The following is a 15,890-nucleotide window of genomic DNA, read 5'->3' as shown; positions in this document are numbered from 1 at the left end:
AGTTTCATAGATAATGGAAGATCTCTCAGATGATTGGGATCGCCAGTACGAGGCAGGTCGTTGGCATTTTCTGAATGATATCAAAGAGGCTGCTCGCTACGGAATCCTCTCCGCGTGGCTAGGGCAGACTGAAACAACGCGGGCAGTACTTGATGTCGGCTGTGGTGAAGCAATTCTGTATCACTATCTCAAGTCATCAGGCCTGCAACGATACTGTGGTGTAGACCTCTCAGAAATTGCTCTAGGCAACGCTAATGTGGCAGAGGAATGTGTGCAGCTTGTGCAGTCTGACCTTGAGAGTTTCCACGTTAAAACGGCGGATAAATTTTCAGCAATTGTCTTCAATGAAGTGCTCTATTTCTGCGAGGAACCAGAGCTACAGCTCAACCGTTACGCAAAATTTCTTGATGACGATGGCGTTATCGCAATTTCCATGTACACACCTGCACGAGAAAAATCGGGAGCAAACAGATCTATCCAGAAGGTTTGGGGTGAAACAGACAAATCTGACCACTGGAAGGTACTCGATGATCTGGAGCTGAAGTCATATTCAAAGAATGTCGGTTGGAAACTCCGGCTTGTCAGACCTGTCCGGTAGCCAAAGTAAAATCGCGTTTTGCTTCATCCAGAAGGTCTTGAGAACTAAGCCACTTAACTGCAGGGTGAGCAGAGGTGAGTTTGAAAAATACCTCCAAAAATTCAGAGCATCCTTCACCATGGTCAAGGTGATGTGTCAGTAATCCAATCGGCTCACTTGTATTGGTTCGCCGTCGGCAAAGCTGCAGGTCTAGCCGTCTACGAGCTGCATCCCAACCGATAAAGCGCTTGTTTTTCTTCCATTTAATGATGTCGATATGGCTTTGGAGACGTGGAAGGCGAAAATGATTGATCCAGGTGAATGCGGATAATCCGTAGTCTCCCTGTTGCCTGAGAAGTTGCACTGCGGGCGGTGCAATCCGGTTCCACGGAGGCACAAATAAAGGCACAAAGTGCTTTCCAAATAAATTTTGTAGGATCGCCCGACCTTCTGCTAATTCTTTTGCCATCTCTTTTGATGTTCGTCGCCACCCAAACTCACTGGCCTTCTCGCCGTGCGATTTCATCTGATAATTCTTGTGTTGCCAACCATGATGAACGATATGAACCTCTTGCGTCGTGACAAGACGCTGGGCGAGTGCTTCTGTCGCAAATTTTGGAATAACGGCAAGCGAAAGCGGAATGCCGAACTGGCCAGAGAACGCAAGTAGCTCTTCAAGTGCAGGTGTTGGCGAAACAGCGTCATCGTCCCGCCACCAGAACTTCACTGTAAGGCCGCGCTCTTCGAACCAATTGAGGTGCTGGCTGAGCTGCTGTTCAAATGCCTCTTGGTCGTTGCCGGCAAAATATCCTGTCCCTGGAACGGACTCAATGACGGGGGCAGAACTAGAGATCACGAGAAACGTTCCTTTCCCAGATAATTCCGAGCGCGTGATCCATCGGCGTTTCCATGCCAAGATCTGCGGCCAGCACTTGAGCTGAAATCTCCGCCCCATTGAGTGCCACATGTAAATCTGGGGCGGGAAGGGAGAGTGCTTTTCGTGCTGCTTGTGCAAGCGTATTAGCACTAAGCACTTTTTCGGGAACGGCGACGGCTCGATGATGTTTCATAAGGCTGAGTGCGCGTTGTGTCTGTTCGGTCTCAGCTTCTTGCGCAAAAGGAACAAGAACGGATGGAATGCCTGCGCGTAGAATATCGACAACCGTGTTGTAACCAGCTTGAGAAATAGAAAGTTTGGCGTTCTTCAGAAGCGCGGGGAAGTCTTTGCGAGCTCGCTCTATAATGAGCTGTGATGAGGAGTGTTTGGAAAGCTGGCGGAATTCAGCGTCGGGAACATCCTGTCCAACGAGCACGCGCCACCGATGACTGATGTTGGGCGACATATGGTTGGGAGCAGAAAGCGCGGCCCGCAACAAAGCAGAGCCGACAGCCCCACCTCCACAAGAAACGATAATTTCGTCCACCCCGTCAGTTGACGTTGCAGATGTTGTACGGTCATCACTGATGTAACCCGTGTAGCGGATATGTGAGTTCACCTTGTTTGAGAAAGGAAAACTCTCGTCAAACGTAATGAGCTGCGGGTCTGAATGGACAAGGATCCGATCATAAAAGGCAGAGGCTTGTGAGGCCATCCATTCTTCTTTCCAAAGCTCGTCCTTGCGCACCAGAATATCACGCACGGAGCAAACGACCCACGGTGGGGTGAGTTTGCTACCAGCGCACTCAAGAAGACGCGTCATCTCAGCTGCAAACATCCTGCGCCCAAACGGGTAGGTTTCCGTGATCAGCAGGTCAAAATGCTCAGAGGAAAAAGCAGAAAGCGTAGCTGTGATGCGCTTTTCCCACCAAGCTTCATCAATCGGGGTATTATGTTCGTCCAGCAAAACATCAAACTTCGCGCTGGCAGCACGTACAGCAGGTAACCGGACAACAGAAAGGCCATCGCAATTAAGCGTGTCAGGAATACGGTTCCCAGTTGCCAGTGTCACTGCAATGCCTTGACGAACCAGCGCCTTGGCGAGCGCCACAGCCCGAACGATATGGCCCGAGCCAAGCAAATGCTGAACATGGATGAAGGCTTTCATCATCGGCCTCCGTGAACTCTCCGCTTAAACTGGTGATGTTCAAGAGCAGTATTGAGCACCCTGTCCAGCCCTCTTGCTCCAGCTTCAAGACTATGGTTTTTGTGAATGTTCTCTATGGCTGCAAGACCCATATTCTCGCGCTTGTGTGTGTTTTTTATGAGAGACATCAGGTTCTGAGCCAAAGCAGAGGCGTCGCCTTCATCTGAAAGCAATCCACTGGTGCCTTCCTCCACGATATCAGGCACACCAAACACCCGCCCGCCAACCACCGGTAGACCGCAGGACTGGGCCTCCAGAAACACAAAGCCAAAGGCTTCACGAATGGCAGGCCAAACAAAAATGTCGTGAGACCTATAGAGACGCGGCATTTCCTGCCAGGGAATAAGCCCGACAAACTCGGTGCGTTCCCGATCAAACAGTGGTTCAATCTCGCCTCGTGCCGGTCCGTCTCCGGCAATGGTCAGTCGCCATGGCAGATCAGCAATTTGCTTGAGAGCAGCAGCTAGCACCATGTACGAAAACTGCTTGTCTCCTTCACGCATCATGCCTGCGCAAAGCAGTCGGATCTTTCCATCAGCCGAGCCCTTGGTGACACTGTGACTGACTTCAAATTTTGCCGTCTCCAAAAACGGAGGCAAAACCGTGAGAACGTCTTCATTCAAGACTTCCTTCAAGCATTGAGCATCAGATTTCGTCAGGGCGACGACTTGGCTGGCCTGAGCAAGAGCTGCATCAGCTGCATTGAACCCAAGAGCCCAATTGCCTGCCTGTCGTTTAGGCGCACGGCTGGCTTCCACGACCACATAAGGAATGTTGAACTTGGCGCAGAGATAGGGCCCAATCCAATCAGGTGCCTTGTGGTAGAGATGATACGTGAGAAATACATCGGGCACTTCACTGTGTTCAATCCAGCGCTCGGCGATTGCTTTCGCCTCTGCAAGCGCAAGCTCTTTCACGTCGCGTGTCACGTCCTCACCACCTTCAGCGCGCCAGCTGCGAAAAGTGGAGGCAATCTCAACCTCATGCCCCGCCAAATGCAATGCTCGTACGATCAATCGCCCCATGGTTCGGTCTCCCGAAGGCACAGGGTGGTCAATAGGCTTCATGGGCGCTGTAAAGGCGACTTTCATCAGCAGGGCTCCAAACTTCTCGAGAACTTCTCCTCCAGAAAATCCAAACCGGGCGAGGCACTGAACCGGCGATGAACGCTTTCAAATGCATTGGTTCCAATGCGCTCTCGCTCAGAAGGGTGTGTGATCAGAAGCTGCAGTGCCTCTGATAAGGCTGAGATGTCTTCAGCAGGGCAAAGCAGGCCAGTTTCGTTACTTTCAATGATCTCAGGAAGAGCAGATACCTTTGTTGAAACACATGGCAATGCCATAGCTTGTGCTTCCATCACCACGTTCGGTAGACCGTCCCGGTCACCTGACTTTGAGACACGGCAGGCAAGGGCGAAAATATCGGCGTTTCCCATCTCCTCCAACACCAGCTTCCTCGGTTGGGCTCCCAGCCACGATATACGGTCATCCAAACCAAGTTGCACACCAAGGTCCTTGAGTGAACATGACAGATCACCTCCACCAATGTGGGTGAAGTGCCAGTTCAGGTCCTTTGGGAGGTTGCTGAAAGCGCGCAGCAAGTTGTCATAACCCTTCTTGTCTACCAGTCGCCCGACGGAGATAATCCGAACGCTATCTGCTTCTGTTCCATCCCGTAACGTGGCAGGACGGGGGGCCTCAGGAAATCCGCAAAAAACGAGACCATGATAAACAAGACTGATTTTGTCAGGTTCCTTGCAAAGTGAACGCAGATAAACAAGGTTTGCTTTGGTACAGGTTACTCCCCAGGCAGCATCAGTAAGTTTTGTCTCAAGCTCCCATCGCTCCGTGGTCCATATGTCTTTGGCATGGGCGGAAAACGACCAGCGACGATCAGAAAGCAAAGCTGCATAGCGTGCAACAGTGCAAGGGCTGTGGAGGTAGTGCGTGTGTATCCAGATCACATCCTCTGGCAACTCATGAGCCATCACACAAGCTTGCCCCCATCGGCGGAAGCGTTCAGCATTTTTCTTGTGTTTCAGATCGTTCTCAAAGCATGCTCTGGCGGATGCATATGTCGATTGTTTTTTCGCCCATGCCATAGCTTTCTGGACACGAGGAGGATCATCCTTGAGATACTCGGTGAGGTAAAGCACATCGGAAGTGATCTTTTCGTGGACGTCATGCACATAGGGATCATAAGGGTGACGCAGCGCAACAATGAGCTGACCTATCCCACGCTCCTGTAGGCCATAAATCTCTTGGGCAATAAAGGTCTCGGAAAGACGGGGATACCCTTTAACAACCACAGCAATGCGTCCAGCTTCCATCGTTACCCCGCATTATATGTGAGTTTGACATCGCCACGTGAACCAAGACGTTGTGATAGCTGCTGCTCACGCATGCCAAGAATCTCGGCAGTTCGCAGATTGATAATATCCAATCCGCCCAGATAGTTTTCTGAATGTGCGTGAGATGGTGGTGCGATAAACGGAAGGTTCGCCAGTGCTTTCACCATCAGCTCAACACTTGGGTATGAGTCAATCGGAAGCATCTGCGCAAGGCCCAGTCGCTGGGCTTGCTCTGCTCGAATAGCCTGCTCTCTGCGTGGCACCACACGTGGAACCAGGAGGGCTGGATTATCAAAGGAGAGGATCTCGCAGAACGTGTTGTATCCCCCCATGCCGATCACTGCAGTTGCATTGGCCATGTAAGGTTCAATTTCGGGGGTAAATCGCAGAATCTCAACATCCCGTAAATGAGATGCACGCGTTGAAAACGCTTCCACATCTGCCTTGCTCATGAAGGGTCCAAGGACAATGAGAGCTGGGAATAAGGGGCGCAAACGTGCTTCATAGGCCCGTATGACCCAATCGACAAGCTCAACACCGTCGCCGCCGCCACCCGGGGTCACCAATACATAAGGGGCTCCGTCAAAGGGCGCTGTGAAATCCTGAGCTGAACTTGGCATTGACCGGCGCAGGTAACCGGTAAAGAGCGTCTTTTCAATAACAGACTGGTCAAAGCCAAGCCCATCCAATGGATTGTTCATCACTGAAGGGCCGTAAACCCAGATCTCATCATAAAGATCATTAAGGGCAGGGTAGGCGCGTTTGCGAAGCCACTCCTCCTTCAGAACGTGCGGGTCATCCATCACATCGCGAAGACCCAAAACCAGCCGCGTTTTTTGCCCCTTGAGGTATTGAAGCGAAGGCAAAACTTCGCCGCGCAGCCCAAGTGGCTCCTTATCGACGATGAAGATGTCAGGCTTAAACACCTTGGCTGTGTGCTCAATGATGGACGACCGGATGGCGATCGTCTCGTTGATATCAAGCTGTAACGACAGCGAAGTGTATTCGCCGCTGCGTAGTTTGATCACGCCCGGAATACGGACAAAGTCGACCCGAGAACGAAACTCAAAACTACCAATGATGGGAGATCCTGAAAGGATGAGGACGGACATTTCCGGGAAGGAGCCAACCAAAGATTGTGCGATTGTGCGGCACCGCCGCAGATGGCCCAATCCAAAGGTGTCATGGCTATAAATCAGAATTTTTGGCGTCATTACCGTCATGCGCTTCTTATTCCATCTGCTGCGCATAAACCTCAGCATCAGATCAGTTTGGTGGAGGAGGGCCACCAATCAACGGTCAAACCTGCTTTGTCGCGTTTAAACGCCAAAGTAGTACCCCCATAAATCCAAGGGATCTGGCGGGTTTATGCCGTTTTTTAAGATCTTGAAGCGTAAAGTTCCCTTGCGTCAGTTAGAGCGTAAATCGCATCGCCTTAGTTTGGGTTAGCCTGATCTGAGCTTAATCGGAGTGGACATGGAAAAATCGCTTTTCCAATTCATCTGGAAGAACTCATCCCGCTATCAAGTGGCGATTCTTCTAGTCACCATATTGTCCTATCCGGTGAGTTACATCCTGCTGGATCTACCTAAGACAATTACCAATGAAGCAATTCAGGGTAGCAATTTCCCAGTAGAACTTTTCGGAGTGCAACTCGGGCAGATTCAGTATCTGGCGGTGCTGTGTATTTTGTTTTTGGTTCTTGTTGTTGTTAGCAACTGCATCAAACTCTACCTCAATGTCTACAAGGGTAGACTGGGTGAGAGGATGCTACGCCAGTTGCGGTTTGAGCTGTTTCAGCGCGTACTTCGCTTCCGCCTGCCTCACTTTAAGAAGGTCAGCTCCGGCGAGATCATACCAATGATTACCGCCGAGGTCGAGGATGTTGGTGGTTTTGTTGGCGAGGCCTTCGCTTTGCCTGCCTATCAGGGCGGCATGCTAGTCGTTCAGGTCGGCTTTATTTTCATGCAGGACCCGCTGCTTGGGCTGGCCGCTATCTCCCTTTACCCGGTGCAGGGATACATCATTCCCAAGCTTCAGCAGAAAGTGGTTCGCCTGTCTCGCCAGCGTGTGAAGAATGTGCGCGTGATCGCTGATAAGGTTGGAGAGAGCATCTCCGGTATCTCCGAGATTCATAGCAACGACACCTCGGCGTGGCACTCCGCAGACCTTTCAGACCGGCTCTATCGAAACTTCCGCATCCGTTTCGATATCTACAATCGCAAGTATTTCATCAAGTTCGTCAATAACTTCATGAACCAACTAACCCCGTTTTTCTTCTATTTTATCGGTGGCTATCTGGTCATCAAAGGACAGCTCAGCATCGGTGCGCTGATCGCGGTGATCGCAGCTTATAAGGATCTGGCAGGTCCATGGAAAGAGCTGTTGGCCTACTACCAGATGACGGCGGATGTTTCAGTCAAATACCAGACGGTGGTTGAGAACTTCGATCCACCTGATCTTTACGACAAACAACGCCTGCTTGATGATGAATCTCTGGTACTCAAAGGCCCTCTCACATTAGACAAACTCGGGCTTTCAGGAGTAGGGACTGGGCAGGAAGTACATGGCGTTTCACTTAAGGTTGAACCGGGTAAACCACTAGCCATATCTGGTGTGGACGGTTCTGGGCGTGCTGAACTATTGCAGATGGCAGCTGGATTGCTGAGCCCCACGTCAGGGTCGGTCAGCGTCAACCAAACCAGTTTTGAGAACATGTCGGAGTCCACGCTAGGCCGGCAGATCGCTTATGTTGGCGGACACTTGCATGTCTGGACTGGGACAATTCGCGATAATCTGTTCTATGGGTTGCGTCACCGACCTCAGGAAAAGGTCGAGTACGAAGGCAGTGATTTGAGAAAGCGGCAGCGCCAGTTGAAAGAAGCTGCAATGACGCTAAACCCATATTTTGATTTGAAAGCGCGTTGGGAAGATTACGAGTTGGCCGATGCCGGTTCCATGCAGGAGTTGGAAGACAAGGCCCTCGAGCTTTGTAAACTCGCTGGTTTCTCGCGTGATCTTTATCTTCTGGGTGTCGAGACCGTTATAAACCCAAGCGAGACAGAAGAACTCAATGGCGGCCTCATGCCCAAATTGGTTGAGGCGCGCAAAGCTTTGCGTGAGAAAATCCAGAATGATGTGAAACTCCAGAACCTCGTCGAGTTTTGGGACCCCGAAAAATTCAACATGTCCGCCAATTTGGCGCAGAACCTGTTCTTTGCCAGCCCCAAGGAACACTTCATGACCATTGAGCATGTCCCGAATGACCCGCAGATTTCAGCTTTTCTAAAAGAGACCGGCTTTGATGTTCTCCTGACGGACATCGGACTGCAAATTGCGAAGACCATGGTCGAACTGTTTGCTGATGTGAGCGCAGACAGTGAGTTGTTGAACAGGTACTCCTTCATTAGCCGTGAGGACCTGCCGGAATTCGCCCGCATAGTGAATGAACAAAAAGGCGAACAGCGGCGTAAACGGCTCAAAGATGTAGACCGGGCTCGTTTGATTGCATTGGCACTCAAACTCATCCCTGCCAAACACCGTCTTGGTGTTCTGGATGATGATATGCGCGATAAGGTCGTCGCAGCGCGAGCAAAATTCATGGAAACAGTGGGTAGAGACAATGAGCGGTTCGAGTTCTTTGATCCTGACACCTATCTCACCACGCTGAGCATTGAGGACAATCTGGTCTTCGGTCATGCAAGGTTGGACCGACGAGATGCCCGTCAGAAAATACAACAAGTCCTGCAAGAACTCGTGCGAGAGCGAGACCTGATCGGCCCAATCCGCCGTGCTGCCTTTGACTATCAGGTGGGCGTTGCTGGGGCGAAGTTATCCTCCCATCAGCGCAGGTTGATCTGTTTGGTTCGTGCTTTGTTGAAAAATGCGCACATCTACGTTCTGGATGAGACTGCAAACAGCGTGAGCGAAACGGATAAGACCCTTCGCGAAGACCTCAGGAAGCTCATGTCTGATAAAATCCTCATGTTTGGAGTAAGTAATGAAAGCGTTGCTGAGGAGTTTTCTACGACGGTTCACCTAGAAAATGGGAGGGTTATCGAAAGATAGTCTTGGGAACTATGGTGAAACAAAGGCGAGATGATGTGAGCTGTAACACAGTTTGCTGGGAGAACTTCAGCTATGCTCATCAAGTTATTGGGAGTGAAATGTGACTATTGATGCAGAAGTCCAAGCTTTAAGCCGAGTCCCTCTCTTTCAGGGGGTGGAACCAAGCAAACTGCGTCTTCTTGCGTTCATCAGTGATCGCATGGAGTTTCAGGATGGAGAGCATTTGTGCCATCAGGGAGATGATGGTGACAGTGCATTTGTTGTCCTTTCCGGTGAAGTTGCTGTGTTTGTTGATGAAAATGAGGTTGCACGGGTCGGTCAATATGCCATCATTGGCGAAATTGCGATCCTGTGTGATGTCCCAAGAACAGCGACCTTACGGTCAGTGGGGACAACTCACATTTTGGCAATATCAAAAGACGATTTTTTGAAGCTCATCGCAGAGTTTCCGAAAGTTTCACTCGAGATTATGCGTGTATTGGCGTTGCGATTGGAAAAAACGACCAGAGAACTTGCGCAGGCACGCCCTGCGTCCACTTGAAAGGCCGGATTACTTGAACGAGTTTTCGCTTAAAATTTGGGGTGTTCGCGGTTCAACAGCTGCAGCTGGTCCCGAAACTCTTAGATATGGCGGAGAAACAACCTGCTTCGAAGTTCGGGCGGGGGATGTTCTGTTGATGGTTGATTGTGGCTCTGGTGCTCGAAACCTTGGCAGCGAAATGATGAAGGGCAAAAACCGAGATATCGACCTGCTCTTCACCCACACGCATCTGGATCATATCTGCGGTCTTCCTTTCTTCGAACCTGCCTATGACCCAAGCTTCCGTATTAATGCCATGGCCGGCCATTTTAATGACCCGTGTGATTTGAAGGACATCATCTGTCGGATCATGTCACCCCCCATTTTCCCGGTAGGGGCGAACACGCTAAGTGCTGTTTCCTTTAAAAGTTTCAAGGCAGGGGACACCCTGAAGAAAGACAATGGGCTGATAATCAAAACTGTTGCGCTAAACCATCCTGGCGGTGCCTGTGGCTACCGGATGGAGTTCAATGGTAAGTCCATGTGCATCATCACAGATCACGAAATGGGGAGCGCATCTCACGATGCAGCTGTCCTAGAGTTTATCCGTGATGCAGATGTTGTGATCCAGGATGGGATGTACACCTGTGCCGAATACCCTAAGTATAAGGGTTGGGGACATTCCACATGGGAGCATGTGGTCGGAATATGCCAGCGCGCCAACGTGAAAACGCCCGTGATTTTTCATCACGATCCGCGTCGCACGGATGATGAATTGGACGAGATAGGTTTGGCTGCCCAGCAGATGCATCCACGAGCAATCGTGGCCTCTGAAGGGATGGTGTTCAAACCTTAAGTTCATTCACCCGTCGCTCGCAACAGATCGGATGAAACTGCGAGCAAACCAGCAACACCTGTTGAATGGTGTGACGGGAGACAAGTGTGGCAGTTGGAAGTGGTCCAGAAAATTCCGATCCTTCAAAAAAACGTGGATCTGAGAAAAAGCCGGATGTGGACTTGAGCGAAAAGTTCCATGGCATCTCTTACCAGAAAAAAGCTGAACCTAACTTCTACCAGCAGCTGAAGCGCGGTGTTTTAGGGCCAAAAGCTCCGGAAGGAGACTTGCCTTTACGTGTGCGTAGTGAAGTAGCGCGTCAGGAAGCGGCCTCCGAACGTCTGATCGGCATTGTCCAGCTCGGCGTTATCATCTTCTTCGCTGTTCTCTATGCCCTTGCTCCGAGGGCCGAAGGCACAATGGGCTTCAACTTCGTTCCCATCGCCTTTTCCTGTTATCTCGTCTTTACGCTTATTCGTATTTACGTCTCTTTCAGAACCACCCTGCCGGTCTGGTATCTGGTCCTGTCTATTATGGCAGACGTGGCGCTTCTGGTCGGATTGATTTTCTCCTTCCACATTCAGTATGCCCAGCATCCCACTTTTTACCTCAAGGCCCCGACCTTGATGTACCTGTTCCTGTTCATCGCTCTGAGAGCCCTCCGCTTTGATCCAAGATACGTGATCCTCACTGGCGTTTTCGGAGCCCTAGGTTGGTTAGGGTTGGTGTTCTATGCTCTGACCTATCAAGGTGGCTCAACACTCATCACTCGAAACTACATCGAGTATCTGACCGGCGAGGCGGTTCTCATCGGGGCAGAGCTGGATAAGTTGATAATCATCCTGTCAGTGACAGCGCTTCTTGCCCTTTCTATCTTCAGAGCCCGCCGGACCTTCTTCTCAGCCATTCGCCAAAAGAATGCAGTAAAAGACTTGAGCCGCTTTTTCACGCCGGAAGTTGCAAATTCCATTGTGGAATCTGAAAGCAGGCTTATGGCTGGAACCGGTGAAATCCGGGATGTTGCCATCCTTCTTGTAGACATCCGGTCCTTTACAAAAACTGCCGCCAAACTGCCGCCAGAAACCACCATGCGTGTTCTGAGCCTCTACCAAAAGAAAGCTGCAAAGGTGATTTTGGGAGAGGGAGGCAAGATTGATAAGTTCCTTGGTGATGGAATTCTTGCAACCTTCGGCGCTGTATCAGACAGCGAAACGTATGCAGCTGACGCGTTGCGAGCAGGTGTCGAACTGACTCACATTCTGGAGGAAGAGCGCGCCGATCTGGAAGCTGCAGGCTGGCCCATGAAATTTGAAGTTGGTGTAGGGGTCGCAGCAGGTCCGGTCAGTGTCGGAGTTGTTGGTGTACGGGACCGGTTGGAGTTCACCGTGATCGGTGATGCTGTCAACCGCGCTGCAAAGCTGGAAGCCGCCAACAAGGTCCAGGGCACACGGTTCCTGACAGATGGCGCAAGTTATTCCATGGCTCTACGACAAGGGTATAAGGGAAACATGATAGATTTAAAGTCCGAGTGTGTTGCGGGAATCAATGGAAAAGTAGACCTTGTGGCTTTGGCGTGAGAATGATTTTCTCATGCCGACCCGCAATCCAGCATTTTGCTGCTTTCAAAGAATTTTGGCGGGAGCTTTGAAAGACAGCGGGGCAAACAAAATGAATCGGGATGGGATTCCATGCAACTTAATAAAGAAATTGCAGCCGTTGTAACCGGCGGCTCATCAGGTCTTGGCGCGGCAACCGCACGGAAATTGGCTGGCCATGGCGTTAAAGTAACTCTTTTCGACGTGAATGAAGAAGCTGGTAAAGCACTGGCACAAGAGATTGGTGGTCAGTTCGTAAAAGTTGACGTCACCAGCGATGACAGCGTGAAAGCAGGTCTGGATGCAGCTGAAGCAGCGCACGGCCCAACACGTATTCTCGTCAACTGTGCAGGTATCGCGCCTGTTGCAAAAACCACCTCTCGTGGTGAGCCGCACCCAATGGATATGTTCCAGACGGTGATCAACGTAAACCTTGTTGGCACATTCCGTTGTACGTCGTTTGCTGGAACACGCATGGCAAATCTTGAGCCACTGACAGAAGATGGTGAGCGCGGCGTGATCATCTCCACTGCATCTGTGGCAGCATTTGACGGTCAGATCGGCCAGGCAGCTTATGCAGCGTCTAAAGGTGGCATCGCCGCTCTGACATTGCCTGTTGCACGAGACCTGTCCAAGTCCGGCATCCGCGTGATGACTGTTGCACCCGGAATCTTCGAAACTCCAATGCTTCGTGGTCTCTCTCAGGAAGTGCAGGACTCACTCGGTCAGCAGGTACCGTTCCCGTCCCGTTTGGGCCGCGGCGACGAATACGCTCAGCTGGTAGAAGCAATCTGCACCAACCCAATGCTGAACGGTGAAACCATCCGCCTGGATGGCGCAATCCGTATGGCACCGCGCTAAGCAATTCTCTGGTCTGAGAGCGTTGAGTTCTCAGGCCAGCTTCTGGTTGCGAAACAACCAGACCTACCAATATGGTCTAATCCAAAGGTCGACTAAGTGCTTAGGCACACCCTCGTGCAGTGGTATCTTAGTCCTGCTAAGTTCATCGGATTGTAATTTATAGATCCGATTCCTAGAGGCCTTCATGGCGACCTATACCAGCTCCACTCCCCAACAGTTCTTCGGCGACCTCCCAGAACAGACTGATGTTCTGATTATTGGCGGTGGCGTGATTGGTACCTGCACAGCCTACTGGCTGGCACAAAAGGGTGTGAACGTGACACTCTGCGAAAAGGGCCGCGTTGCCGGAGAACAGTCGAGCCGCAACTGGGGCTGGGTCCGCCAGCAAGGTAGGGATGCCGCAGAACTCCCCATATCCATGGAAAGCAGCCGGCTCTGGCAGCAGCTGATGAAAGAAACCGGAGAGGATCTCGGGTTTCGCCAGGAGGGTGTTTATTATCTGGCAGAAAAACAAGAGGACCTCAAAAACTATGAGGACTTTCTTGAACTTGCCAAACAGCATCAACTCGATACCAAGCTCCTCAGTAAAGACGAGGTCTACGCCAAAATTCCGGGGCGTGATGGCAAATGGGTTGGCGGAATGGTCACTCCAAGTGATGGCCGTGCTGAGCCATGGATAGCTGTGCCCGCGATTGGCAGAGCAGCGGAACGCAACGGCGCTGTGATCGTTGAAGATTGTGCAGTGCGTACGCTCGAGATTGAAGGTGGTAAACTCACAGGTGCTGTGACCGAAAAGGGGACGATCAAAGCAAACCGCGTCCTGATCGCTGCTGGTGCATGGTCCTCACTCTTTGCACAAAACCTCGGCGTGTCCATGCCTCAGTTATGTGTGCGGGCAACTGTAGCTGCGACCAAGGCTGTGCCTGATCTTTTCAATGGCAACGCAGCAGACGGCACATTTGCGTTCCGTAAAAGGGTAGATGGCGGCTACACGCTTGCGGTCAGTGATATTCATGATCACTACATCGGTAAGGACTCGTTTCGTCATCTCTTCAAGTGGCTTCCGGCTGTGAAAGCATCCTTCAAAGGCATTTCCTTTGGCATGAATCCACCCAAAAACTATCCAGATTCATGGGCACATAAACGCCATTGGTCTGGAGATGAGATCACACCGTTTGAAACATGTCGTGTACTAAACCCTGATCCAAGCCCGAAAGCTCTCAAACGCATTCAGGCTCGTCTGGTTGACCGCTTCCCACAGCTCAAAGGGCTGCAAATGGAAGAAAGCTGGGCTGGAATGATTGATGCAATGCCGGATTTTGTTCCGATCATGGATGAAGTTCCAACGCAAAAGGGCGTGTTTATCGCAACAGGTTTTTCCGGGCATGGGTTCGGTATAGGGCCAGCTGCTGGGCGCATCATGGCAGATTTGCTCATGGATAAACCCGCGGGCTACGACCTGACACGCTTCCGTTATTCGCGGTTTTCCGATGGCTCCAAGATCAAGCTCGGACCCTTTATCTAACCTCCTTGAGTAAGTGACGTGATTTATTCAGAAAATACACCGCAGCAGTTCCATGGAGAACAGCCGCAGGAAACTGACGTGCTCATCATCGGCGGCGGCATCATTGGTGTTTGCACCGCGTATTACCTTGCTAAGAAGGGCGTAAGCGTCACCCTTTGCGAAAAGGGGCGTGTTGCAGGCGAGCAGTCCAGCCGCAATTGGGGGTGGATCCGCCAGCAAGGACGTGATGAACCGGAGATCCCGCTCTCGATTGAAGCACGCCGCCTATGGGCCGAGCTCAGCAAAGAGACAGGGGAAGACCTCGGCTACAGCGCGACTGGCGTCTACTACCTTGCTGAGAAGCATGAGGACTTGGAAAATTTCGAAAAGTTCGTCGAGCTTGGCCGGAAATATGATCTCGATACCTGCATGATCTCAAGAGCGCAGGTTCATGAAGACATCAAAGGTAAAGATGGGCGTTGGATTGGCGGAATGCATACTGCCAGTGATGGTCGGGCTGAACCCGGACAAGCAACACTCGGCATTGCAAAAGCTGCAGAGCGTCTTGGAGCTGTCATCTGCGAAAACAATGCTGTTCGTACATTGGTAAAATCTGGTGGTGATGTTGTTGGTGCTGTCACGGAGCAGGGTGAGATCAAGGCGGGGCAGGTAATGCTGGCAGGTGGGGCATGGTCTTCTCTATTCGCCGCCAATGCAGGTATTAAACTGCCTCAGCTTTCCGTGGAATTGACGGTTGCAGCAACGCAAGTCGTGCCGGATGTCTTCCCGGCAAATGCCTCAGACAACACCTTCGCCATGCGCCGTCGTCAGGATGGTGGCTACACGCTGGCACTCAAGAACAACCAGACCCACCATATTGGTCTGGATTCTTTTAAGTTCTTGAAAGAATGGCTGCCCAACACGGCCGAAAACTTAAAAGGCACCAGCATCAAGCCGTGGTCTCCAAAAAACTACCCTGACCACTGGATGCAAAAACGGCGCTGGACCGGAGCGGACATAACACCATTTGAAGCCATGCGCGTTCTTAACTCCAAGCCTGATCAGAAAGAGCTGGGAGCTTTAACTGAGGCTCTTGTCGATCGTTTCCCTCAGCTCAAAGGAACGAAACTGCAATCCGCTTGGGGTGGTCTCATTGATGCTATGCCAGACTTTCTGCCTGTAATCGATAGAGCACCAAATCAGAACAACCTGCATATCGTGACTGGTTTCTCTGGTCATGGATTTGGTATTGGACCATCCATCGGACGCCTAATGGCAGACGTGCTCATGGGAAAAAATGCAGGTCATGATCTCTCCAGTTTTGCCTTTAACCGGTTCTAAAAACAGCAAGACTTGAGCCTCTGGCAGGTGACACCCGAGAAATGCTCAAGCGATCAGAAGGGGAGAGGCGTACCCGCGGGTACTCTTTTTCTCATTAGTGGTGTAAGCTGAAGAAAAGTTGCCAAATTAGTCCGATAAAACTAACTATACCGCAA

13 protein-coding genes are annotated in these 15,890 nt (G+C 51.2%); 8 read left to right on the top strand and 5 right to left on the bottom strand.

Annotation, left to right across the window (positions count from 1 at the left end):
- The first annotated feature begins 13 nt into the window (after positions 1-13).
- The gene (locus PsAD26_RS20855) at positions 14-598 is read left to right on the top strand and encodes a class I SAM-dependent methyltransferase (RefSeq protein ID WP_063311948.1); all 585 of its coding nucleotides are present in this window, start codon (positions 14-16) and stop codon (positions 596-598) included.
- Here PsAD26_RS20855 and PsAD26_RS20850 read toward each other — a convergent pair.
- From PsAD26_RS20850 to PsAD26_RS20830, 5 genes are read right to left on the bottom strand one after another with little or no spacing between them, the layout of a single operon-like run.
- Positions 582-1,493: a polysaccharide deacetylase family protein gene (locus tag PsAD26_RS20850; protein WP_208985785.1), complete on the bottom strand. Its 912-nt coding sequence runs from the start codon at positions 1,491-1,493 to the stop codon at positions 582-584. The genes PsAD26_RS20855 and PsAD26_RS20850 overlap by 17 nt on opposite strands.
- Positions 1,423-2,622: a glycosyltransferase gene (locus PsAD26_RS20845; RefSeq protein ID WP_063312027.1), complete on the bottom strand. Its 1,200-nt coding sequence runs from the start codon at positions 2,620-2,622 to the stop codon at positions 1,423-1,425. The genes PsAD26_RS20850 and PsAD26_RS20845 overlap by 71 nt, the downstream gene beginning before the upstream one ends.
- Positions 2,622-3,752 carry a glycosyltransferase family 4 protein gene (locus PsAD26_RS20840; RefSeq protein ID WP_063311947.1) on the bottom strand — a complete coding sequence of 377 codons (1,131 nt, stop codon included), beginning with the start codon at positions 3,750-3,752 and terminating at the stop codon, positions 2,622-2,624. Before PsAD26_RS20840 ends, PsAD26_RS20845 begins: the two co-directional genes overlap by 1 nt.
- A complete protein-coding gene (locus tag PsAD26_RS20835; protein WP_063311946.1) occupies positions 3,752-4,990 on the bottom strand; it encodes a glycosyltransferase family 4 protein in 1,239 nt (412 codons plus the stop codon). Before PsAD26_RS20835 ends, PsAD26_RS20840 begins: the two co-directional genes overlap by 1 nt.
- 2 nt (positions 4,991-4,992) lie before the next feature.
- Positions 4,993-6,234 carry a glycosyltransferase gene (locus PsAD26_RS20830; RefSeq protein ID WP_063312026.1) on the bottom strand — a complete coding sequence of 414 codons (1,242 nt, stop codon included), beginning with the start codon at positions 6,232-6,234 and terminating at the stop codon, positions 4,993-4,995.
- A gap of 253 nt (positions 6,235-6,487) precedes the next feature.
- On the opposite strand from PsAD26_RS20830, the gene PsAD26_RS20825 reads away from it, so the two are divergent.
- The 7 genes from PsAD26_RS20825 (at position 6,488) to PsAD26_RS20795 (ending at position 15,735) form a co-directional block, all read left to right on the top strand.
- The gene (locus PsAD26_RS20825) at positions 6,488-9,079 is read left to right on the top strand and encodes an ABC transporter ATP-binding protein/permease (protein WP_063311945.1); all 2,592 of its coding nucleotides are present in this window, start codon (positions 6,488-6,490) and stop codon (positions 9,077-9,079) included.
- A gap of 100 nt (positions 9,080-9,179) precedes the next feature.
- The gene (locus PsAD26_RS20820) at positions 9,180-9,620 is read left to right on the top strand and encodes a cyclic nucleotide-binding domain-containing protein (RefSeq protein ID WP_193758324.1); all 441 of its coding nucleotides are present in this window, start codon (positions 9,180-9,182) and stop codon (positions 9,618-9,620) included.
- Positions 9,621-9,633: 13 nt separating this feature from the next.
- The gene (locus PsAD26_RS20815; RefSeq protein ID WP_063311944.1) at positions 9,634-10,455 is read left to right on the top strand and encodes an MBL fold metallo-hydrolase; all 822 of its coding nucleotides are present in this window, start codon (positions 9,634-9,636) and stop codon (positions 10,453-10,455) included.
- An 86-nt stretch (positions 10,456-10,541) separates the two neighbouring features.
- Positions 10,542-12,011: an adenylate/guanylate cyclase domain-containing protein gene (locus PsAD26_RS20810; RefSeq protein ID WP_063311943.1), complete on the top strand. Its 1,470-nt coding sequence runs from the start codon at positions 10,542-10,544 to the stop codon at positions 12,009-12,011.
- 111 nt (positions 12,012-12,122) lie between these two features.
- Positions 12,123-12,890 (top strand): SDR family NAD(P)-dependent oxidoreductase, encoded by a 768-nt coding sequence (locus PsAD26_RS20805; RefSeq protein ID WP_057465964.1) that lies wholly within the window; start codon positions 12,123-12,125, stop codon positions 12,888-12,890.
- A gap of 184 nt (positions 12,891-13,074) precedes the next feature.
- Entirely contained in the window at positions 13,075-14,415 is a 1,341-nt protein-coding gene (locus tag PsAD26_RS20800; protein WP_063311942.1) for an FAD-binding oxidoreductase, read from the top strand.
- A gap of 18 nt (positions 14,416-14,433) precedes the next feature.
- Entirely contained in the window at positions 14,434-15,735 is a 1,302-nt protein-coding gene (locus PsAD26_RS20795) for an FAD-binding oxidoreductase (protein WP_063311941.1), read from the top strand.
- Positions 15,736-15,890: the final 155 nt, after the last annotated feature.

The organism is Pseudovibrio sp. Ad26, from assembly GCF_001623285.1.
Lineage (GTDB): Bacteria > Pseudomonadota > Alphaproteobacteria > Rhizobiales > Stappiaceae > Pseudovibrio > Pseudovibrio ascidiaceicola.
Note: the sequence above shows the minus strand (reverse complement) of the source record. Positions and strands in the feature narration are given on the sequence as shown.